Here is a 25,105-nt window from a genome sequence, read left to right on the forward strand (position 1 = left end):
TAGGTTGTGTAACTATGTTAAGAAATATCATTAAACAAATATATTTGTATTTATTATATGGCTTGGATAAGCTTATTAATCATAAAATTAAGCAAGACCATGTGGTAGTTTTTATGACATTTAAAGAAGACGTTTTGCCGATTATTAAAGCATTGAAGCAAGAAAATTATAAAATAACGATTATTGCACATCCAAGATGGATGAAAGAAGTAGAATCAATAGATGTTGAAAATGTAATTAATTTGAAAAATAAATACTTATATCAACAAATTAAAGCTATTAAAAGTAGTAAAACAGTAATTATCGATACATATTATTTATTACTAGGCGGAGTTAAAAAAAATAAAAACCAAAAAATTATTCAAACATGGCATGCAGCTGGAGCTCTAAAAACATTTGGGCTTGAAGACAAAAGTATTAATCAAAATAATAAACGACAAATTAAAAATTATTTATCCGTTTATCAATTTACAGATTATTATTTAGTTAGCTCAGATATCATGAAAGATATATTTATAAGAAGCCTTGGTGCTAAAGAATCGCAAATGTTACCATTTGGTTTACCAAGGTTAGATCAATATAAGTATAAAATAACGAGACCTAAACAAGATAAAAAGATAGCGTTATATGTTCCAACATACAGAGATTATACAGATGAAATTGTAACTATAAATAAACAAGCATTTAAACAAGCATGTCCTGAATATCAATTAATCACTAAACTACATCCTAGTATAAATAGTGAGAAATCAGACAGTCGAGATATCCAAACTTTAGTTGAAATAGCTGATGTAATTATTACAGACTATAGTTCTTTAAGTGTAGAAGCTTCTTTATTAGATAAACCTATTATTTTTTATAGTTATGATGAAGATATGTATAATGAAAAAAGAGGTTTAAATGAATATTATTATGAAATGACAAAGATGAACAAAGCATTTAATGAAGACGAATTGTTCGAACTTGTAAATCAAAACAAAATAAATAAAGATATAAAACCAATGTGGCACAAATATACAGAGTTTAATGCAACTGAAAAGTTAATAAATTTTATACAAAAGGATGAATGATGTTATGAAAGTAAGTATTATTATCCCTGTTTACAATGCTGAAAATACAATAAAAGAAACAATAGCATCTATTTCCAGTACAAATGACCATGAAATTATTTGTATTAATGATGGTTCTAAAGATAAAAGTGCAGAAGTAATAAGTGATTTATCTCAAGATAATATTGTCCTGTTAAATAGAGAAAATAAAGGTGCTGCAGCGACAAGAAATGAAGGTATAAGTATAGCGACTGGCGAATACATTATGTTTTGTGATGCTGATGATAAGTTAGGTGAGGGCATCGTAGATAAAATGGTGGAAGCAATAGAAGCAAATAATACTGATATTGTCGTTGGGCAAATATCACATCTAGTAGGTGAAGAAGTACGACCTATTAAGACATTTAATGACTTGAAGCCAATCTCACATACAGATTTAAATCATTCTCCAGAAGTTATTCAATCTATAGGTCCATATGGCAAATTATATAAAAAGAAAGTATTAGAAAATATAAGATTTGATGAAGATATCACATTTTGTGAGGAACATACATTTAATTTAACAGCTTGGGCTAATAGTAAGATAACAATTATAGATGAATTAACTTATTTATATAATATTGGAAATGAAGATTCAATCGTAGCAACAAGTTATAAAAATATAGATAAGTATTTAAATGATGCAACTAAAGTGAGAAAAAGAACTCTAAATATATTAAAGAATTTAGAGGATAATGTATCCCAATATTATAGTTATAGAATGGATTATCTAATCATATATTTCTTAATTAGAAATAATTACTTAAAAACAGAGAATTTAAATAGTTTACTTGATGCAGCGACCAATTATTTAAAAGTGATTAAAGATGTAGATAACGAGCACAAAGAGAAATTAAAAGACATAGTATTAGCAATATCTACTCAAGTAGGACATAACAAATTTGTTAGTATATCTAGAGCATTAAACATGTATCATACTAAAAAAACATACAGAAGTTACCAAATGAAAGCAATAAAATTAAAAACTAAAATGACATTAAGAGATTTGAAAAATAAAAATAGTAAATCAGCTCATTAAAATTCTAAAAACACCCATTCCATAGTTAATTAAACGGATGGGTGTTTTTATGTACAAATTTAATTTTGAAACCTTTTTAATTTTATTTCGGTAATAATTTTGTTTCTTCTGGTACACCGTGTAAAGTTTTATAAAATTTAGTCATATATATACCTTCGATAGGATCGGGCGTATGGTGATATGACTGAAAAGGTATCTGTTCTATTTTTATAACTTTTTCAAATTTATCTAAATTATTTAAATAGTTATCTCTGCTAATTTCAGTGTACTTATTAAACGATAACGGTATGATGTAAAGTAATATTATTAAAACCATCAAAGATGTGATTACGTATTTATGAATACGAATATGTATACCTTTATGTTCTAGTAAATCTAAAAGAAATTGTGACATTTCTATAATAATCATGATTAAGAAAATAAGACTTGCAAATGCACATCTACCACCATATGGTGATATAACCAAAAATGGAAGAGTTAATATAATCATACTAAAAACATAGAACAACAATCGGTTGTAATACAAAGTACCTTTAAAGTTAATAACAATAAAAATAATTAAAGAGCTTAATGAGCATATTAATAGTGTGGATGGAATGATATTATTTAATGAATTTATATTTTTGAATTGGTTGAAAAATATACTAACGATTATCGAAATAATGAATACACTACAAAGTAAGATATTAATATTTTTGTGTTTACTTAACAAAATGGTGATTGAAATACAAAGTATAGTTAATATCGATATTAATAATACGTTATGCGTAAATAAATACAATGTCATTTCGTTATTAAATACTTTAATTGCACTGATAATAATATTGTCGTGATTATTGAGTTGTTGGTAATCATTCTTTCCCGTAAGTGTTGATATATACGCTCCATTAGTAAACATAATAATGAATCCAACTAGATGACCAATAAAAATAACAAAATATAATATATTTAGTTTTTTGTTTTTTAAGTAATAATATATATTTATAAGAAAACTAATCAAAAGTAAATATAAAGTAACATGTTCTACAATCAACATAGCTATAACACTAAATAGAAAATATAAAATGATATTTAAGTAATTTAGTTTTATATATTTCTTCTGTTTATATAAGCTTATAAAATAAAGTAATATAGTCACAGAGATTACATAATTAACGTATCCAGCAGTCCAACCTAAAGTTTGGCTGAATACTGATAAAGGCATTAATAATACTAAAAATAAGATATAGAATATAAATAATGGGTTCTTTTTATTAGTTGAAATTTTATACATAAAAATTATGAAGAGTGATGAACAAATTGCCATGCCCAATATTCTAACTAAAGTAAATCTAACAAAGATTATTTCTAATATATTACTTATGTAACGCCCATTATAATTTTCGAAAAAAGATTTTAACCTCTCCATTCCTAGATATGATTTCCATGTCCAATCATCTCCAGTTAATGGAATGAGAGTGCTCATTATTAGAAAAAAAACAAAAAGTGATAAATAAATATATAAATCTTTATTTAATTTTGTATACATGTTACTTACTCCTTAATATGATGTTATTTAATCTTTTAAAATTCTTTTTGATAACAAAAAGGTTATAGGTATTGTTATAAATAACCCTATAAACGGTGCGAAATCTGCATTAAGTTTTAGTATTTGAACAAATATATATAGTAAAATAGTTTGCATCCCCATATTTATAACTTGGGTTAAAGGAAATTTAATAAACTTTTTTAAAGTCGGTGTTACTTTATAAACAAAATGACAGTTCAAGAAGTATGAAATTATAAAGCTTATAATAAAAGCACTTATATGACTCAATAAATAATGAACGGTTAAAATGTTTAATAAAAAAATATATATAATATAGTAATTTAAAGTATTGATGATACCTACAATTATAAATTTAATGATTTCAATATAACTTTTCTTATTTAACATTAATAACTTCCTTTGTATAAACGTAATCATTTAAGTTTGTATCTTTTATTAAATAGTGTGGTCTTGCTTTAACTTCATAATAGATTCTACCTACATACTCACCAATTATACTGATTGAAATAAGTTGAACTCCGCCTAAAAATAAAACAGCAAAAATAGTGGTGAAATAACCAGGCAAGTCTATTCCGTGCATAAGAATATTTATAAAATGATACGAAATATAAATAATGCTAAGTAAACATATTAGAAAACCTAAATATAATAATAGTCTTAATGGTTTATTATTAAATGAAATAATGCCATCTACTCCGTAATCTAACAATTTAAAAAAGGACCATTTAGATGTTCCACCTACACGTTCTCGGTTTTTATAATTTATAATTTCTTGAGAATATCCTACCCACGAGAATATACCTTTGGAAAACCTTTGAGATTCATTCAGCTTGATTATAGAGTGAATGACTCTATTACTTAATAATCTAAAGTCACCAATACCATCTACAATTGGTACATCAACGAGTTTATTTATAACTTTATAATAAAGTTTAGTATAAAGTTTACGTATGATTTTTTCTCCACTGCGATCTCTTTTTGCAATAACTTGATCAGCACCATTTTTAAATTTTTCTATCATTTTTGGAATGAGTTCTGGAGGATGTTGCAAATCGCAATCAATAATTATGACAGCATCATAGATTTGGCTATGAGTTAAACCCGCGAACATAGCTGATTCTTTACCAAAATTCTTACTTAATGAAATATACTCAACACGTTTATCTTTTTCAGCTTGTTTTTTTATAAGTTCAATAGTTCTATCACTGCTACCATCATCTACAAACAATAAATTGTATTCATAATTATTTTTCCGAGAATCATTATCTAAAATCTTTGTAATATGTTGATAACTTTGAGTTAATATTGCTTCTTCATTAAAACAAGGAATTAAAATTCTTATTTTCATATATGACCTCCAACCATAAAGTTACAATTTGTATTAATTATATATAGAATATACTAAATAATTAATATTTTATAAATAAGAATCTTGCTTTAATATCTACTATAAATATTTAAATGTGTGGATTTTCATACTAATCATTCAAAAATAGGTATTTAGATATTATTTATTTATCTTTTAAATGTAATTATTTGTATATCATTAACTAGATTTCTTTGAATTAAATAATTTAACATTAACTTTACAATAGTTAGATTTTTGATATAATTTACAATATTAAATTATAAAATAGATATGGAGTAAATAATGGACAAAAATATAATTGATATTGAGAGAAAATTCCGTCCTGAAATTGAAGGACTAAGGATAGTGGCTGCTTTATTAGTTGCCATATATCATATTTGGTTTGGTAAAGTCTCTGGTGGGGTAGACGTATTTTTTGTTGTTTCTGGATTTTTGATTACAACTTCTATTATTTCTACAATAAATAAAACTGGTGAATTTAAATTTTGGCCATACATATCGAAGTTAATGAAAAGGCTATTTCCGTTAGCTTTTATTATTATTTTAGTAGTATTGATTCTTAGTATATTCTTTTTACCGTCAACAATATTTGATAAAACAATTAAAGAGACGTTTTCTTCAATGTTTTATTATCAAAACTGGCAACTCGCAATTAGTAACACTGATTATTTAGATGCTAACCAAATGAAGAGCCCATTTGAACATTATTGGGCTATGTCAATACAAGGTCAATTTTATATAATCTGGTTTATTTTATTCTCAGGAATATTATTACTTATTAAGAAATATGGTTTATCTAATGGTAAAAGATTGGTCAATGTTGTCTTAGGATTTTTATTTATTGTTTCATTTATATATTCAGTTTATTTAACAGCTGTAAACCAGCCATTAGCTTATTTCATTACATTTACTAGAGTATGGGAATTTGCTTTAGGTGGATTATTATGTATAAATCTGAGCAGCATTAAAATCTCGAATATTGCTGCAGAAATTATAGGTTGGATTGGCTTAATAGGACTTATTTTAACAGGTGCATTATTTGATGTATCAACTATGTTTCCAGGTTACATTGCATTATGGCCAATGACTTGCGCATTACTAATAATTTTATCAGGCAATAAAGAAACAAAATATGGCGTGAAAAACTTCTTATCTATGCCAATAATGATCAAACTTGGTGGTGTATCATTTGGTATATATTTATGGCATTGGGTATTATTGTCATTCTATAAATATAACATATCTGAAAATCCTGGAATTGTAGCTGGTTTGCTCATCATATTATTATCAATAGCTTTATCTTTTGTAACGACAAAATATATTGAAACACCTATTAGGAGTGCAAAATTTAATAAATTTGCTTTTAAACGTATAGGATTTATCGCGCTTGCTAATATCTTATTAATTACTGGATTAGTATCACACAATCAATACGTGAAAATACAAGATAAGAAAGCAGTTGCAAGTAAAGACTATCCAGGAGCTTTATCAATCAATTTAGACAAAGATAAAATTAAAGAAAACAAACCTAAACCTGAATTTGCTAATGTCTTTGATGATTTACCGCAATCTCATTTGGATAATAGTAACCAAGGTATGAGCAAATCTGAAGTTAAAGTAGGTAAATATGGTAAGCAAAAGGATTATAAAGCAACTATTGCGTTAGTTGGAAGCTCACATTCAGAGCATTGGTTAGGTGCCGTTATTAAGGCAGCTGAAGAGAATGACTTTAGAGTCATAAATATTACTAGGTCTGGAACAAGGTTCTCAACTGGATATAAAGAGAATACATTAAAAGATGATTGGGTGAAAAATGTCGAAAATTATCTAGAAAAAGCTGATGATATTGATTTAGTTTTAGGCCATGTTACAGCTTCGGATACAGAAAATGAAAAAACCCAACAGCAGATGGTAGATCAGCTGCTTAAAGTTAAAAACAACTATGGCATTGAAGTAATGGCTATAAGAGATATTCCTAGATATGATTTTAATGTATCTGAAGAATTAGAAAAACATGGTGAAAAAGATACGATAGAGAGAATGAATAAAGGAAATAGACAATTAGATGAGGCATTCTGGGAAAAGATATCTAACGAAGAGAAAGATTTACCACAATTTGACCCTTCAGAATATTTTAAAGTTAATGGTAAATACCGACCGATAATAGGTAATATTGTAGTATATAGAGATATGGACCACATGACGAACACTTATTCTGAAACATTTGGACCAATTTTAGGTGATGAAATTAAAAAAGTAGTACAAAAATAGAGTATGTTAAATAATTATAAAAAAACAACAAAATTCTATAAAAGAATTTTGTTGTTTTTTATAATTGATTATATTGGTTGGTTCAATATATTAGTGAAAATATGTTCTAATGCTTTTTCAGTATTACCATCGTAAGGCTGATCAAGCTTATTACAAGCTAACGTAATAATATAATTATTATTTGCGTAAGCTATTATATCATTAGCAAAAAAGATACCTCTTACTCTTTGATGATGTTCGTATTTATAAAAACCATATCTATAAGGTTTGGGATAAGTATTTTTACCATCTTCTGATAATAAACTTTGGGTAGTTGCTTTATTTAATAATTGATTTTTTCTAAAGGCGTGTATTAACTTTGTCATGTCATTTGTGGACATATATACATTACCAGCGCCGTCATATTTGTCTAAATTATATGTAGGTGTATGAATATTTTGAGCAGGCTGGGATTTATAGCCACGCACCAAATATTTTTCATGTTCCAAATCATCATACCTTGAAGTAAAGTGTAAATCTGCCTTTTTAATAATTCTTTCTTTTAAATTCTGTTCGAAGGATTTATTTGTAGCAACTTCTATTATTTTCGCAATTGTTATGTAATTGACATCATTATAATTATATTGATGATATTTCTCTGGTAAAACACCTTTTTGTTTAATGCTTTCAATTGCACTGTCTAAACCAAAACTATTTGAATTAGGTGAGAATTTAGCTAAACCACTTTGATGAAACATTAAATCTCTAACTGTAATTGCATAGTAATTCTGGAAGTTAGGTATATATTTATTAACATTATCATTTATATTAATCTTTTCCTCATCTTCTAATTGTCTTAGCATTATTCCAGTTAAAAATTTGTTTGCAGAACCAATAAGATACATTGAATTTTCATCATTAGGTATATTCAGTTCTATGTTTTTTTGACCATATGCTTTTGAAAACATTGTATTATCTTTTCTATATATTGTGACATTTCCATTAAAGTTTATTGATTTTAAGTATGCATCGACATCTTTATACACTGGCTCATCATCTTTTCGTTTGTAATTTTCTTTATTAGTAGCGCTATTTTTATCTTTTGTTTCACTTTTTTTCTTTTGGGTTGAAGCGATAGGTTTTGATTGTTGCTCCTCAACTTTTGAACATTTGATGTTCAATGATATATAAACAATTAAAGCTACAATGATTAAACTCATTAATATTAATAGTATATTTTTCATTTGTTACTCCTATTTTACTTATAAATACATTACTTCTAATATTTTACAATATTCCTTTTAAAAATAGAACACATAATGTGTTCTATTCGTTGCCATATAATTCTTTTTTAATTTGAGTAGTTGAAATACCTTCTGTTCTTTTTAAATAAATAACTTCGCATTCGTCTTTTAAGAAGTCAAATTCGCCTTCCCAATCATGCCCCATTAAGAAAGTATCCACTTTGAAAGTTCTTACATCATCAACTTTTTGTTCCCAATTGTTCTCAGGGATAACTAAGTCAACGTACCTAATGGATTCAAGCATCATTTTTCTTTGTTCGTAATTATAGTAAGATTTTTTGCTTTTTATTTTATTAAACTCATCAGTAGATAGAGCAACAATTAAATAATCACCATATTGCTTTGCTCTTCTCAAAAGTTCAATGTGACCATAATGTAATAAATCATATGTACCATATGTGATAACTCTACGCATATTTTCACCTCATTTATTATATATTAAAGCTTAATACATAAATAAACTTATGTAAACAATTTGTATACTTAGTAAAAATGATGTTAATATTTAAAATGATATAAACACTATATCAATAAATCATAATTTCACATGTGTCTTTAGTTTGATAGTATTTATTATTAGTGTATTATATAAACGGATATTAAATTCAGTTGAAACTTAAATAAGAGGAGTATGTATGGATAAGAAACTTTTTTTAATGACCGAGGAATCGTTTAGAGAGACGATAATATTTTATAATAAAAATGAAATAAATCAAGATGTTAAGATTAAATTAAATACGTATTTAGATAAAGTGCTGAATCCTCTTTTTCCTTATAAATATGATTTTATACTTAACAATAAAGAACAATTTATACAATTAATAAATAAGATGGAATATCAAACTTCAAAGAAAAGTATCTTTAAGTATTTAGAAATCAAATTTATGAGCCATGGAAAATTGTATATCTCTTATTTATTTTCGCGCATTAGAAAAATAATGAGTTCAATGAGGTCAAATTATTATTCTTCAGTGATTATTCCACAAAAACTAGAGAATATAATTATTTATGAATCATTTAGGGGTAAAACATTTTCTGATTCTCCTAAAAAACTCTATCAATATTTATCAAATCAATTAAAAGAATATGAACATATTGTAGTAGTAGATAACGAGAGCTTAAAAAATGAATTAGACAATTCAAAAATTAAAACAGTAAAAAAAAATACAAAAGAATATTTCAAATTGTATAACAAAGCTAAAGTATGGGTGTCTAATATTAGATTATCACCACAAATAGAAAAGAAGTCGAATCAAATTTATATTCAAACTTGGCATGGTACACCATTAAAGAAATTAGCAAATGATCAAACTGTTATCTCGATACCAGACGTTAATTTAGAAGAATATTTATATGGGTTCACGAAAGAAACTGAGCGTTGGGATTATTTAATATCACCTAGTGAAATTGCTACAACTAGATTTAAATCAGCTTTCAAGCTGAAAGATGATCAAATCTTAACATTAGGTTACCCACGTAATGATGACTTAATTAATTTCAATCATAAAAATCATATAAATGAATTGAAGAAAAAACATAATATACCTTCTGATAAAAAAATTATATTATATGCGCCTACATGGAGAGATAACGATCGAGAAGAAATAGGGCGGTATAACTTTAACTTAAAATTAGATTTGGAAGATTTTAAATCGAAACTTGCTGATGAATATATATTAATTATACGTGCACATTATTTAGTTTCTAAAAATTTAGAATTAGATAATTACAGCAACATTTATGATTTATCTAGTGCAAATGATATAAATGAGCTGTTTTTAATGAGTGATATACTGATTACAGACTATTCTTCAGTATATTTTGATTATGCTAATTTAAAACGTCCTATTTTATTTTTTGCATATGATAAAGAAGAATATGCAAGTGATATTAGAGGATTTTATACACCGTATGAAGAAGGCTTACCAGGACCAATTTTTACAGAAAGTGAAGCGTTAATAAAATTTATTGAAAATAAATATTACGAAACACTTCCATTAGATGATAAATATATTAATTTTAATAAAAAATATAATTATTTAGATGATGGTAAAGCAACTAATAGAGTTGGTAATGAAATCATTGCTTCTCTACAAACAAAAAAGGAGTTACATTGATATGAAGACTTTAAACATATATCAAGTAGGAGAACTTTTAACATTAGAATTTGATCAAACAATAGATAATATTAAAAATGTATATGTAAAAAATGAGTTTGATGAGGTTAGTTTTGAGCAAACAGAAGTAAAAAACAAGTTCGTCATCAACTTATTTGAAATTCTTAATGTGTTTGATAAATACGATAGAGAAACTATCTTTTTCTTACTTGAAAAAACAGATGGTATTACTCAATCTATTCAAAAAGTAAACGTAAAAAAATATGATTATGAAATTTATAACTTTGAATCAGTTGTTAATGAAGAAGCTACTTTAACACCATACTTAACAAAAAATGGCGTATTGCAATTTACTAAAAAAACACAAATACCAATTTCAACTTATTTTGCAAGAAGACATATAGATAAAATAACAATAAACAATAGACATGCATTTATAAAAGGGAAGTTTTCACTTCAGAATTCATCTTTAGAAGACGCTAAATTATTAATCACATCAAGATTAAGCGAAAACGTAATAGAAGTTCCATTAAATACAACGGTATTTAATGTCTATAAATCTTTAAATTCAATAAGTTATGATTTTGAAGTAGATATTATTAACAACTTAAAACAATTTTTACTTAACGATTTTGATTCTGAAGATATAATAGATTTATTTTTAGAAATTAAAATTCAAGAATTTAGAGAATCTATTAATGTTAAATTAGGTAACCCTAGAATACTCGTGGAGAGATTATCTAAAGGCGAAATATCAATAGAACAAAATGATAAGATTAAAACAGCAGTACCTTACTTTACAATGAAAGGTAGAAACTTATCATTTAGAATAAATGAATATGACATCGAAGATTACAATGCATATAAAAAATTAATGCACGATTATCCAACTTTAATAAAAAATACATTTAACAAAAATAAAATATGGATCGTTGGTGAAAAGTCTTATAAAGCTCAAGATAATGGTTATCATTTCTTTAAATATATGAGAACACAACATCCAAATGAAGAAGTTTATTACGTGATAGATAAAGATTCCGAAGAAAGAAAGAATGTAGAACCATTTGGTAACGTCATATACTTTAAATCAAAAGAGCATTTTGAATTAATGGTTAAAGCTGACATAATATGCAGTACGCATCATACAGAGTTGTTGTTCCCAAGTCACGAAGCAAATTATATCAAAAAAATCAGGGCCAAACGTATATTCTTGCAACATGGCGTGCTAGGTACTAAAAATTTAACTCAGATTAATGGTAAACAGTTAAAAGACTTTAACGTCGATATGTTTATAACAAGTTCACCAAGAGAGAAACAAATTGTAAATAGAGATTTATTATTCGATGACTACCAAATTAAATCAACGGGCTTATCTAGATTTGATGAATTATTTAAGGATAATGTAACTCAAAAGAATCAAATACTCATTATACCGACATGGAGAGATTGGATAACTAACATCAATAGTTTATTAGAATCAGATTATCTACAATACTATAATGATTTATTAAACAATCCAGAATGGGAACAGATAGCAAACAAACAAAATATAGATATAATTTTCTGTTTACATCCAAATATGCAAGCATTTGTCGACCTGTTTAATATACCTGACTACATTAAGGTTATTAGACAAGGTGAAGTAGATGTACAATTATTAATTAAAGAAAGTAAATTAATGATTACGGATTACTCGAGCGTAGCATTTGATTTTAGCTTTTTAGAAAGACCGGTTATTTACTATCAATTTGATAGGGATAGATTTATAGGTGATTTACCATCACATCTTGATTTAGATGAAGAATTGCCTGGTAGAATATATGATGAAGCAGAAGATGTACTAGTAGCGACAAAAGAATATATTGATAATAATTTCATAAATGAAGCATCTATTATTAAAAAAGCTAATAATTTTATTGAACATAAAGATACTGATAACTCTAAGAGAATTTACCAAGCAGCAAAAGATTTTAAGCGTAAAAATAAAATTAAAGATATACTTAAATATGATATATTATCACAACATATATTTATGAGATTTAGAAAAAATAAACGATATTTTGATGCAATGTCATATATGAATAAGTTTTTAGTGAGGTTTGCAAAAATTGATGAAAAGCTAATCGTAATTGAAAGTAATTTAGGAAAACAAGTTACGGATAGTCCGAAAATGATTTATGATCAAATTAAGCAATTAGACAAAGGATACAAAATTGTATGGGTAACAAATAAAATTTATCCATTTGACGATGAAAATGTCATTACAGTTAAAAGGTTAAGCCCAGACTATTATAGATACTTATCGATTGCGAAATATTGGATAAACAATCAAAACTTCCCTTATTACATTAAAAAGAAAAAACAAACTGTATTTATTCAAACGTGGCATGGTACGCCACTTAAGAAGATGTTAAACGATGTAGACGAGTTTAAAGGTAGAGACGAAGGTTATATTGATCGTATTAATGAGTCGGTTTCTAAATGGGACTATTTAGTTTCTCCAAGTCCATATGCTACAGAATGCTTTAAATCAGCATTTAGATTTAATAAAGAAATGTTAGAAGTGGGTTATCCGAGAAATGATATATTCTACCAAGATGAAAAATTAATAGAAGAACAGAGAAAGACAATTAAACGAAAATTATCTATACCAAAAGATAAAAAAGTGATATTGTATGCACCAACATTTAGAGATGATGAAGTTTCTGCTGCTAAAAAACATCTCATCAATTTAAAATTAGATTTACATCAAATGAAAGAACGACTAGGTGACGAGTACGTGTTATTGCTAAGACCTCATATCATAATTAGCAATAAAATAATTATAGATAAATCATTAGAAGACTTTATTTATAATGTTGCTGATTACGAAGAAATTAGCGATTTATATTTAATCAGTGATATATGTATTACTGATTACTCATCAGTAATGTTTGACTTTGCGAATACAAGAAAGCCATTACTATTTTTCACTTATGACTTAGATCATTATAAAGATAACTTAAGAGGATTCTATATGAATTTTGAAGATGAAGCACCCGGACCATTGCTAAAAGACAATGAAACTTTAATTGATTCTATTAAAAACATTGAAACAATAAATAAAAGCTATCAAGAAAAATATGATAAATTCTACGACAAATTCTGTTCATTTGAAAAAGGTAATGCAGCAAAACGAATTGTAGAAAAATTATTTTAAAAATAAAAGCAGAAAAAATTCGTATTGATTGAATTTTTTCTGCTTTTTATTATGTGTAACGTATAACCTGTTTGTACTCGCATCTAATTAAAGGTATTATTTCATTAGTTAGTGTTTCATTGTTAAGAGTAAGTCAATTTTATTAAAAGTATGAAATAGGTTGAGGTGTAATATGATTAAAATAATTGAATTGAACAATGATGAAAAAATCATAGAAATAATTAATAAACTTTCTTCTGATATTTCACATGTCATATTAAAAGAAAATACTACTAAAATTAATAAAGATGTTCTAGAAACTTTAAATTTAGATAATTATTCTGCTGTTGTAGATTTTACCGTGAATGGTTATTACATAAATGATTGTCGTTATTTTGGAGATGAAAAAATAACTGCGAATAAGTGGTTTAGTAATAATGTTCTATATCCGAATATTATTTTTAAAGTAGAAGATTTGAAATGGTTGCTTGACCGTCATGAGTGGGCGTGCCTTCTTGATATATGTGTTAAAGCTGTTGTTGAATTAGAAAATATATTCATCAATGGTCATGTCATTTTCGACTTTGATGAGAAATCTTCAAATAATTATTTAGATTTAAATAATTATGAAGATGATGATTATGTTAATCATTTTTATTTAAATAAATGGTTATTACTTAACAATCAAAAGGCGCAATTTAATAGGAAGAATACAACTTTACCTAATAATGCTAGAATGATAGATAAGGTAATGTACCGTTCGTATTTCAAATTACCTAATAAAATCTATTTGAAGATGCATCATCAATCATTAATGAAACAGAAAAATGCAGTTAATATATATCATAAAAATAAGGATGCTATTAAACCTTATATTGTATTTTTAGGATTTGACTATGGCTACAGAGGAAATTCTAAATATTTATTTGAATATATAAAAAATCATACGAACTTTACTGTATATTTCATTACAGATGAACAGCAAGGTGAAAGTTTTGTTTCTCCGCAACATTCTGAAACTCAAAACTTAATTGAACAAGCACAAGTATTAGTACTAGAAAGCTATATACCTGACGATTTAAAACCAAATGGCACTATCATACAATTGTGGCATGGTACACCAATTAAAAAGCTATTTTTAGATAGTAATGAACTTCATCAAAATAAAAATATATATAATTATAGAGCACGTAAATATAATAAGTTGATTAAACATAACTATTTCATTACTGATACTAAAGAGATTAATTCAGTATTCAATACTGCTTTTCCTATGCAAGAAACTAAAATAATAAACAGTGGATATCCAAGAAATCAATTTTTGATAGAGCATGATGAGGATAACCAATTGATTAGTCAAATAAAAGAAGACTTACAATTAAATAATCATAAAAAAACGATATTATATGTTCCTACATGGAGAGATAATAAAGAAGAGCAATATTTATTGGAGTTTCCAAAAGAAATTACTGATCATTATAATATTATTTATAAATGTCATATAGAAGATAAAAATATAAAAAAAACAAATTATATTGATCCATTAGATTATGAAACGCAGCAACTAATACTTGTTGCTGATATGTTAATAAGTGATTATTCTTCGATTATATTTGATGCATTGACGATTGATAAGAAAGTATACTTATATACACCTGACTTTGAATCGTATAAATATCATCGTGGCTTATATGAAGAAGTATTTAATACAGTTAATCAAAATCAATATTTTGAATCTAATAAAATGTTTGAAGCAATATCAAATCAACATTATATTAAAGTAAATAGCAAATATATTAATAAAAATAATCATTCATATGAAACAATACAAAGTATAATTGATAAACATATGAATAAAAATAGGTGATGACATGAAGTCTTTTACATTTATCGTGCATAATATTTATCATATGGGTGGTACAACTAAATCAATATCGAATTTAGCAAATGTACTAAGTGAAAAAGGGCATAAAGTTAAGATTATTTCTGTTTTTAAAGCAGCTTCAAATCCATACTTTAATTTAAATAAACAAATTGAAATTATACCTGTAATAGAATATAAGAGGTCAATTAAAGGTATACAAAATGTAGTAATGAATAGAATTAATAAATATACATCATTTATAAGACCAAAAGTTATTAATAAATATGAACCTGGATTTTATCAGTTTTCAAGTTATATTGAAAAGAAATTAATAAAAGCTATAAAACGTGTTGATACAGATGTTCTTATAGGTACAAGGGCAAGTTATAATTTACTTGTTGCAGAATTTGCACCTCGTAACATTCTTAAAGTAGGTATGGAACATATGTATTTGCATGCTCATGAAGAAGCATATCAAGATGATTTAATTCAAGGATATGAAAACTTAGATATTGTCACGACGCTTACGAGTGAGGATCAATTGGATTATCAACAAGAGCTGAAACATACACCTGTTATTATTGTTCCTAATATATTAAAAGAACATAAACACAGTATGCCAAAAGAAAATCTGATTGTAGCAGCAGGACGTTTTGAACATGAAAAGGGCTTTGATTTATTAATTGAAAGTATCAATAATATACAACAAACAATGAGAGACTTGGATTATAAATTACATTTATATGGATCAGGTCAAGAAAAGAATCAATACTTGAAACAAATTAATGAATATAATATTGAAGATGTTGTAGAGATTAAAGAAACAACTAATGAATTATCTAAAGTTTTATCTACAAGTAAAATTACTGCAGTGCCTTCGAGAGTAGAAGGTTTCGGGTTAGTTATATTAGAAGCGATGTTACAACAAAGTGTAGTAATAGGATTTCACGATTGTTATGGTCCAGAATTTCTTATAGATAATGAAGTGAATGGCTATTTAATAGATAAAAATGATATAATAAGTTTTAGCAATCGTTTAACTCATATTATGCAAAACTATGAAGATTCAAATATACAAAATATAATCAATCATGCTGAGCGAAAAGTAAAAGAGTTTGACGAAAATATTATATATACACAATTTATAAAAGATATAGAAGAGATAAAATAGTTATTGATTGATGTTAAAGGAGAATGACTATGGTTAAGAAGGTTAAAAAAGCTATAATTCCAGCAGCAGGTTTAGGAACGAGATTTCTACCAGCAACAAAAGCAATGCCAAAGGAAATGTTGCCAATATTAGATAAGCCAACAATTCAATATATCGTTGAAGAAGCGGTAAGAGCAGGTATAGAGGATATCATTATTGTGACTGGTAAACATAAAAGAGCGATTGAAGATCACTTCGATAATCAGTTAGAACTAGAACTTAACCTGAAAGAAAAAGATAAACATGAATTATTACATAAAGTTCAACATGCTACAAATTTAGCTAATATGTTCTATGTAAGACAGAAAGAACAAAAAGGATTAGGTCATGCTATATGGTCTGCTAAACAATTTGTAGGCGGGGAACCATTTGCTGTACTATTAGGTGATGATATTGTTGAGTCAGAAGTACCAGCAATCGAACAACTTATAACACAATACAATAAAACAGGTAAATCAGTCATTGGTGTACAAGAAGTAGATTATAAAGATACACACCGTTACGGTATTGTAGACCCGATTTTAACGAAAGACAGATTGTATGAAGTAAAGAAGTTTGTTGAAAAGCCAGCTGAAGGGACAGCACCATCTAACTTAGCTATAATGGGTAGATATGTATTAACACCCGATATTTTTGATTACTTAGAAAATCAAGAAATAGGAGCAGGTGGAGAAGTCCAATTGACTGATGCTATTGAAAGATTAAACCAAGATGATCAAGTTTTTGCTTATGATTTTGAAGGGGAACGTCATGATGTTGGAGAGAAACTTGGATTTGTAAAAACAACAATTCAATTTGCATTAAACAACGATGAAATGTCAGAAGATGTTAAAGAATTTATTAAATCATTAGATATTAAATAATAAAAAAGTCCGGCACATGAATAATGTCTCGGACTTTTTTATTGTTTTGTTGATATTTGTTAGGAAAAAATATTTTTATTTTGTTCTATTTTTAATTTAGTATTAAGATATTGTAAATTTTATATATTAACCTTTATATTCAATTTTCTTAAAGATATACTTACCTTTGTATAATATTTTAAGGAGTTTTGAATATGGTTAATAACCCGATTGTCATAGAACGTAAATTCAGGCCAGAAATAGAAGGTTTAAGAGTAGTTGCAGCTCTACTCGTTGCCATATATCATATATGGTTTGGTAAAGTGTCCGGAGGCGTAGATGTTTTCTTTGTTGTTTCAGGGTTTCTAATCACAACCTCTATTATTTCAAGATACAATAAAGAAGGTGAATTTAAATTTTTACCCTATATTAAAGGTTTAATAAAGCGCTTATTCCCTTCGGTATTAACTGTGATATGTGTTACAGCAATTATGAGTTTTTTCTTTTTACCACAATCTATTTTAGGAAAAACAATTAAAGAAATATTCGCTTCTTTATTTTATTATCAAAATTGGCAACTCGCTTTATCTAGTACAGATTATTTAGATAAAGATCAGATGAAAACACCCGTTGAACATTTTTGGGCCATGTCAATACAAGGTCAATTTTATATTATTTGGTTTATTTTATTTAGCGCAATATTTTTGTTATATAAAAAGAAGAAAAACTTAAATATTATTAATGTCATGAATTTATTTTTAGGGACTATATTTGTAACATCTCTCATATATTCAATTTATTTAACCCATGTAAACCAACCGTGGGCATATTTTCATACTTTTACACGAGTATGGGAATTTTCTTTAGGTGGTTTGTTAGCAATTAATTTATCCAAAATTAAAGTGAATAGATATATCGCGAGTATAATCGGTTGGGTCGGTCTATTTGGACTTATACTAACAGGAATATTATTTGACGTATCTACAATGTTTCCTGGTTATATCGCTTTATGGCCAATGTTATGTGCCGTATTCATATTAGTTTCAGGAAATCACGAAACTAAATTCGGTATAAAAAGATTTTTAGGTTCACCAGCAATGGTTAAAATTGGTGGTTTATCATTTGGTTTATATTTATGGCATTGGGTTATTTTATCGTTTTATCAATATCATAATGATAATCGACCAGGGGTTTTTATAGGAATATGCATTATTCTACTATCATGGCTGTTGTCATATTTAATGACACGCTATATTGAAAAACCTATTAGAACAAATCAAAATGATAAAAAATCATTCAAAAAAATGGGAGTAGGTTTAGCGGTAAATATATGTGTATTAGCAGCGTTATACGTAATAATTTTAAACTCTCCATTTGATAAAGAAAAAGAAGCATTAAGTAAGACTTATCCAGGAGCTATGGCCATAGATAAAAAAATGCAAGGTAACAACGAAAGTGAACATATACCAAACTTTTCAGATATTCGAGATGAAACACCTGATTCATCTAAAGATAAAGTGCATCAAGCAATTGGTAAATCCAAAGTACTCGTTGGAGAATATGGAGAAAAAGAAAATTATGATAAAACAATCGCATTAGTCGGAAGTTCACATGCTGAACATTGGCTAGGCGCATTACAACAAGCAGCAAAAGAAAAAAATTATCGAGTATTAAATATGACTAAATCAGGATGTGTACTTACAACAAATGATGCTGATAAAGACTGTACAGAATGGAATAAGAATTTAATAAAAGAAATTGAGAAACAAGATATCGACTTAGTTGTAACAACTGCAGATGTCAGTTCAGATATAAATGGTAAAGTAGATCCATTACAAATTGAACAATTTAATAACATAACTGATACTAAGAAGCCTATTTTAGCAATAAGAGATAATCCCAGATATGAATTTAATGTACCTGAAACATTAGAAAAGGTCGGTGAAAAAGAAACAATCAAAAAAATGAATTCAAAAAATAGATTGCCGAAAACATCAAAATGGGATCAATTAAAAGAAAAACCTAAAAACACAGAATATGTAGATTATGCAAAATACTTTAAGAAAAACGGACAATTCGTACCTGTAATCGGTAATGTCGTCGTATACATGGATAAAGGCCACATGACGAATACTTATTCAAAAACATTTGGTCCGATAATTCAAGAAGATATAGAAAAATATTTAAAAAAGACTGGGACTTAACTTTCCTAGTCTTTTTTATTTATATTCGTGATTTATTTACTTTATATTGTTTAGCAATTGTAAAGTTTGATAAAAGACTGTAAACCCTTCCTTAAGTATCTGTTAATCGACTGTTTATTGCTTTTATAATCGTTACAATGTATTTAACATTACAAAAGTAATAGCTTAACAATTTATTATTAAAGGATGGTTATAATATGAAATTAACAACTATAGGTCTTGGATATATTGGTTTACCAACTTCAATTATGTTTGCAAAGCATGGTGTAGATGTAGTTGGTGTAGATATCAATAAAGAAGCAGTAGATAAATTAAATAACGGACAAATTCATATTGAAGAACCAGGTTTACAAAAAGCATATGAAGAAGTTCTTGCAAAAGATAAATTTAAAGCAAGTTTAGAACCAGAAAGAGCAGATACATTCATCATCGCAGTACCGACACCTAATAATAATGACGAATATGAATCTTGTGATATTACGCTTGTCATGAGCGCTGTTAAATCAATCGTACCTTATTTAGAAAAAGGTAATACTTTAATAGTCGAGTCAACAATAGCACCTAGAACAACTGACGATCATGTGAAACCGTACCTTGAAAGTCAAGGTTTTACAATAGGTGAAGATATATATTTAGTACACTGTCCAGAACGTGTATTGCCTGGAAAAATACTACATGAACTAGTACATAATAATAGAATAATAGGTGGTATGACACCTGAGTGTGTTGAAGCAGGTAAAAAAGTTTATGGAACATTTGTTCAAGGAGAAATGATTGAAACGAATGCTAAAACTGCTGAAATGAGTAAATTGATGGAAAATACGTATCGTGACTTAAATATAGCTTTAGCAAATGAACTCGCTATGGTATGTAACAACTTAGATATTAACGTATTAGAAGTTATCAAAATGGCTAACAAACATCCAAGAGTAAATATTCATTTACCAGGGCCAGGCGTGGGCGGTCATTGTTTAGCGGTGGATCCTTACTTTATTATTGCGAAAGACCCAGAAACTACTACTTTAATTCAAGAAGGTAGAAAGATTAATCGCTCAATGCCTCAATACGTTATAGAAGAATCTAAAAAAATATTGAACGAAGTAAATGGAAATAAAATTGTTGTATTTGGTTTAACTTATAAAGGAGATGTAGATGATGTACGAGAATCTCCGGCGTTTGATATATACAATGAATTAAGAAAAGAAACAGATTTAGAAATAGAAGCATATGACCCTCACGTTGAGTTGGCATTTGTTGAAAAAGATGTACAAAAAGCAGTGAAAGATGCTTCATTAGTATTAATATTAAGCGATCACTCTGAATTTAAAACATTAACAGATAATGAATTCGAAGGTATGAGAGATAAAATTATATTTGATACTAAAAATATCGTTAAAAATGATTTTAATAATACTCAATATTATAATTACGGTAATTTATATACTTTTGGTAAAGAAAATATATATTCATTCAATAAGTAAAAAATGAGGGGTCTATTATGATTGATAAAAATAATCCATATATTAATGCTGGATTAAGTTTTCAAATAATTTTAAAAGAGAAAGAGAATCAAGAAATTTATGATGCTGATAATATAGAAATATCAGTAGGTTTAGTAACTCAATATTTACACAAAGTATTGAAAGTCATTTCAATAAAACATATTGGTGACGACTTATATGGTTTAATAGCTCAAGGTACAAATTTGATAGGTTGGACTAAGTTAAAAGATTCTATCAAATTGATTTCTAAACCGTTCGATACAGTTAGAGTAGATTTATCTAACTTTAACGCACCACAAATAAATAGAGAATTAGGGTTTAAAGTCGATTATAATTTATTGTTTAATGAGAAAAACTTTTCATCTAGGGCACTATATATATATGAAGGAGAAGTAGTAGAAGCGGTGTTTAATAAAGGATTGTTTGCAGGTTTTGTTTATGCAAAAGATATTGATCGATCAATTGTATGCAATACTAATACAGCAATTAAACAATCAACAACATTTTATCAAGATAGTTCGTTGAACAAGTCTATAACGTTAGATTTACTCTCCGAAAGTATTAATTGTGAAAATGTAAAAGTTGATCTAGTTTTTACAAGAGCCCAGTCAGCACGAATCATAATTAAAAAAAAGAAATATTGGATTAGCATATCAGATTTTGAGGATATAACGTTATTTAACCATTTGGAAAATTACTCATATGAATCATATACAGAAAAAGAATTAGAAAATCTTGATATTATTACTAGAATCGAAGATGAGCGTAATGAATCAAAGGTTGCTATAACTAAACTTATAAAAGAAAATATTGCTTTACAAAAATATAAACATACAAATAACTCTGGAGATATGGGTAGATATGAGCAGTTATACCATAACTTAAGAAATTCAAAATTAGGTAAAATCCAAACGAAATACTGGACTTGGAGAAATAGGAGGAGATCGAGATGAACATAAATAAATCGACAAAAAAAGAAAACCTTCCAATTCAAACCACTAAAAACGAACTTACAAACTTTGATGATAAAAGCAAAACACAACAATTAAAAGAAGTTTTAGAAATTGTTGAAAATGATTATATGCATGCAATATATAAACTAAAGAAAGTAAAAGATAATACAAATCATCAAAATTATTATAAAAGAGTAGCAGTGGAATCAAAATTAGATTTTCTTGAAAACCATAAACAATATTTATCTCAATCTATCTCTTCTAATAAATCTAGAATATTTAAAAAGTCTGAGTTTAACGTAGGTTTAGTAGCAGATGAATTTTTATATAATTCATTTAAAGATATTGGCAATATCGTCTATATAAATAGTGAATTTAAAGGTTTAAATCAAGATATGGATGTCTTAATTGTAGCAACTACTTGGAAAGGAATAGACGATAGCTGGACGGGTTTAGCTTCTGTTAATGGTGAGAAAAGACAACTGTTAATGGAAGGTATACGCAAAGCTAAAAGCATGGATATTCCTGTAGTATTTTATTCTAAAGAAGACCCTGTTAACTTCCATCTGTATAAAGATATCGCAACAGAATGTGATGTCATTTTAACATCAGCAGCTGAAGTCGTAGAGGATTATAAAGCTTATTGTAACAATGAAAATGTCCATGTCTTACAATTTGGTGTTAATCCTCATTATCATAACCCTATTGATACTCGAAAAGAGGATAATCAAAAGTATAATAATGATGTTATATTTGCCGGTAGCTGGACTAAAAAGTATCCAGTTAGAAATCAAGAATCAGCTAGAATGTTTGATGAATTGATTAAAAATGATAATGACTTAACAATTATAGATCGTAATTTACCTTTAAGAAGAGAACGTTATCAGTTCCCATCGAAGTATATACCATTTTTAACAATGCCCATTGATCATGAAGAATTGATGAAGATACATAAAATATATAGGTGGGCTATAAACGTAAACTCAGTTAAATATTCAGAAACAATGTTTGCTAATCGAATTTTTGAATTGCAAGCATTTGGTAATTTAATATTATCTAATTACTCAGTAGGTGTGAATAACCAATTTCCGAATATATTCATGGTAAATCATGAATCAGACGTTGCTACTATTATGAATGGCTATAAAAATTATGAATTAAATGATATGCAATCTAAAAGTATTAGAAGTGTGATGCGTAATCATACAACTTATCACCGGTTAGATGAAATCTTAAGCTATATCGATAAGAAACCATCTCAAAAAGAAATGTTAATCTTAGTAGTTGTTGATAAAAAAACACCAGAGATGGAAGAAATTTTGAGAAGACAACTCAATGTTAATTTTGATGTAATTGAGAAAAATGAATCTATAGCTGAACAAGAAAAGTATGACTTTATAACTTTTATGAATGATTCAATACAATATGAAGAGTATTATTTAGAAGATTTAATTTCAGCTTTTAAATATGTTGATGTAGATTTTGTTACTAAAGATGAACAATCTGAACCACACCAATATATAGAAAAAGTACAAAATAAATATTTAACAATGTATCATAGAGATGTTATAGATTCAAATTTAGAAGTAAAAGAAACAAATAATGGATACAACCTTGATCAGTCAGAAATTTATAAGCCTTCTTTATACGGTCAAAATAATCAACAGAAAAAATTAAGCGTGATTGTACCAATTCATAATAATGGTACATATTTAGAAGATAAATGTATGAGAAGTTTAAGACGTTCTTCTATATTTAATAATATGGAGATTATTTTTGTAAATGATGGAAGTACTGATAAAGAAACAATTGCGATAATTGATAGATTAAGACGTCGATTTCCAGAGATTGTTTATCATGCATACGATGATGGTTCAGGAAGTGCCTCTAGACCACGAAATAAAGGTGCAGAATTAGCTTCTACAAAATACATTACTTATCTTGACCCAGACAATGAAGCGACGGGTGACGGATATGCTAAATTATTAGAAGAAATCGAAAATAATAAAGACGTTGATATGGTAATAGGAAATATTATAAAAGAAGACAATAAACGTCGAGCTATTTTTAACTATGCTGGTACTGTAACAAAATATAATGATGGTAAATTATTAATTAACGATCCTAAAAAATATATGAAAAAATGTGGTTTAAGAGCACAAAGTATACAGGCTCTTATTATAAAAGCTGATATCATTAAAGATAATAATATTAAAATGATTGAAGGCGCTGCAGGTCAAGATACATTATTCTTCCAAGAATTGATGATACATTCAAATAAAGTAAAAGCAGTTAAAGATGTTATTCATATGTATTATGCTGCTGTAACAGGGTCCGTTACAAATTCAGTATCAAAAAAATTATTCGAAAAATATTATGCGTTAGAAATTGAAAGAATACCATTTTATGAAAAACATGATTTAATGAATTCTTATTTAGAAAATAGATTTAATTTTTACGTTAAAGGGTGGTATTTACCACGATTAGAAAAAGTAAAACCTGAAGAAAGAACAGAAGCTATAAAGCGATTTTTAGATATTTATGCTTTATACGATCAATATAAGAGACCAGAAGATAATGATTTAATCAATTATGTAGAAAATTTAAAAAAAGAAATACAATAGTTTTTACATTTT

General features: G+C 27.1%; 17 protein-coding genes. 12 read left to right on the forward strand and 5 right to left on the reverse strand.

Annotated features, from left to right (window positions below; genetic code table 11):
• Positions 1 to 14 precede the first annotated feature (14 nt).
• Together ACO6VN_RS03920 and ACO6VN_RS03925 are read left to right on the forward strand one after the other, a co-directional pair.
• Positions 15 to 1,070 (forward strand): CDP-glycerol glycerophosphotransferase family protein, encoded by a 1,056-nt coding sequence (locus ACO6VN_RS03920; protein ID WP_216683088.1) that lies wholly within the window; start codon positions 15 to 17, stop codon positions 1,068 to 1,070.
• A gap of 4 nt (positions 1,071 to 1,074) precedes the next feature.
• Positions 1,075 to 2,127, forward strand: a complete 1,053-nt coding sequence (locus ACO6VN_RS03925; RefSeq protein WP_422404253.1) for a glycosyltransferase family 2 protein — start codon at positions 1,075 to 1,077, stop codon at positions 2,125 to 2,127.
• 82 nt (positions 2,128 to 2,209) lie between these two features.
• On the opposite strand, the gene ACO6VN_RS03930 is transcribed toward ACO6VN_RS03925, so the two are convergent.
• From ACO6VN_RS03930 to ACO6VN_RS03940, 3 genes are read right to left on the reverse strand one after another with little or no spacing between them, the layout of a single operon-like run.
• Entirely contained in the window at positions 2,210 to 3,655 is a 1,446-nt protein-coding gene (locus ACO6VN_RS03930; protein ID WP_422404254.1) for a DUF6056 family protein, read from the reverse strand.
• A gap of 27 nt (positions 3,656 to 3,682) precedes the next feature.
• Entirely contained in the window at positions 3,683 to 4,063 is a 381-nt protein-coding gene (locus ACO6VN_RS03935) for a GtrA family protein (RefSeq protein WP_016999633.1), read from the reverse strand.
• Positions 4,053 to 5,024, reverse strand: a complete 972-nt coding sequence (locus ACO6VN_RS03940) for a glycosyltransferase family 2 protein (protein ID WP_070045541.1) — start codon at positions 5,022 to 5,024, stop codon at positions 4,053 to 4,055. Before ACO6VN_RS03940 ends, ACO6VN_RS03935 begins: the two co-directional genes overlap by 11 nt.
• A gap of 303 nt (positions 5,025 to 5,327) precedes the next feature.
• Between ACO6VN_RS03940 and ACO6VN_RS03945 the strand changes: the two genes are divergently transcribed.
• Positions 5,328 to 7,316 (forward strand): acyltransferase family protein, encoded by a 1,989-nt coding sequence (locus ACO6VN_RS03945; protein WP_218688292.1) that lies wholly within the window; start codon positions 5,328 to 5,330, stop codon positions 7,314 to 7,316.
• A 68-nt stretch (positions 7,317 to 7,384) separates the two neighbouring features.
• Here the strand turns inward: ACO6VN_RS03945 and ACO6VN_RS03950 are convergent, their stop codons facing one another.
• Positions 7,385 to 8,539, reverse strand: a complete 1,155-nt coding sequence (locus tag ACO6VN_RS03950) for a serine hydrolase domain-containing protein (RefSeq protein ID WP_422404255.1) — start codon at positions 8,537 to 8,539, stop codon at positions 7,385 to 7,387.
• An 82-nt stretch (positions 8,540 to 8,621) separates the two neighbouring features.
• Entirely contained in the window at positions 8,622 to 9,014 is a 393-nt protein-coding gene (gene tagD / locus ACO6VN_RS03955; protein ID WP_422404256.1) for a glycerol-3-phosphate cytidylyltransferase, read from the reverse strand.
• Between the two features lie 220 nt (positions 9,015 to 9,234).
• Between tagD and ACO6VN_RS03960 the strand changes: the two genes are divergently transcribed.
• From ACO6VN_RS03960 to ACO6VN_RS04000, 9 genes are all read left to right on the forward strand, one after another.
• Positions 9,235 to 10,716, forward strand: a complete 1,482-nt coding sequence (locus ACO6VN_RS03960) for a CDP-glycerol glycerophosphotransferase family protein (protein ID WP_218688289.1) — start codon at positions 9,235 to 9,237, stop codon at positions 10,714 to 10,716.
• Position 10,717: 1 nt separating this feature from the next.
• Positions 10,718 to 13,915: a CDP-glycerol glycerophosphotransferase family protein gene (locus ACO6VN_RS03965; protein ID WP_422404257.1), complete on the forward strand. Its 3,198-nt coding sequence runs from the start codon at positions 10,718 to 10,720 to the stop codon at positions 13,913 to 13,915.
• Between the two features lie 172 nt (positions 13,916 to 14,087).
• Positions 14,088 to 15,761, forward strand: a complete 1,674-nt coding sequence (locus ACO6VN_RS03970) for a CDP-glycerol glycerophosphotransferase family protein (RefSeq protein ID WP_422404258.1) — start codon at positions 14,088 to 14,090, stop codon at positions 15,759 to 15,761.
• A gap of 4 nt (positions 15,762 to 15,765) precedes the next feature.
• Positions 15,766 to 16,929, forward strand: a complete 1,164-nt coding sequence (locus tag ACO6VN_RS03975) for a glycosyltransferase (RefSeq protein WP_216683094.1) — start codon at positions 15,766 to 15,768, stop codon at positions 16,927 to 16,929.
• Positions 16,930 to 16,958: 29 nt separating this feature from the next.
• The gene (gene galU / locus ACO6VN_RS03980) at positions 16,959 to 17,831 is read left to right on the forward strand and encodes a UTP--glucose-1-phosphate uridylyltransferase GalU (protein ID WP_064205015.1); all 873 of its coding nucleotides are present in this window, start codon (positions 16,959 to 16,961) and stop codon (positions 17,829 to 17,831) included.
• 194 nt (positions 17,832 to 18,025) lie between these two features.
• Positions 18,026 to 20,014 (forward strand): acyltransferase family protein, encoded by a 1,989-nt coding sequence (locus tag ACO6VN_RS03985; RefSeq protein WP_422404259.1) that lies wholly within the window; start codon positions 18,026 to 18,028, stop codon positions 20,012 to 20,014.
• Positions 20,015 to 20,211: 197 nt separating this feature from the next.
• Positions 20,212 to 21,495, forward strand: coding sequence for a nucleotide sugar dehydrogenase (locus tag ACO6VN_RS03990; protein WP_216683096.1), 1,284 nt, complete (start codon positions 20,212 to 20,214; stop codon positions 21,493 to 21,495).
• A 17-nt stretch (positions 21,496 to 21,512) separates the two neighbouring features.
• The gene (locus ACO6VN_RS03995) at positions 21,513 to 22,469 is read left to right on the forward strand and encodes a hypothetical protein (RefSeq protein ID WP_064211320.1); all 957 of its coding nucleotides are present in this window, start codon (positions 21,513 to 21,515) and stop codon (positions 22,467 to 22,469) included.
• Positions 22,466 to 25,093, forward strand: coding sequence for a glycosyltransferase (locus tag ACO6VN_RS04000; protein ID WP_422404260.1), 2,628 nt, complete (start codon positions 22,466 to 22,468; stop codon positions 25,091 to 25,093). The genes ACO6VN_RS03995 and ACO6VN_RS04000 overlap by 4 nt, the downstream gene beginning before the upstream one ends.
• Positions 25,094 to 25,105 lie beyond the last annotated feature (12 nt).

The sequence above is a fragment of the Mammaliicoccus sp. JADD-157 genome, assembly GCF_049310805.1.
GTDB classification, from domain to species: Bacteria; Bacillota; Bacilli; order Staphylococcales; family Staphylococcaceae; genus Mammaliicoccus; species Mammaliicoccus lentus.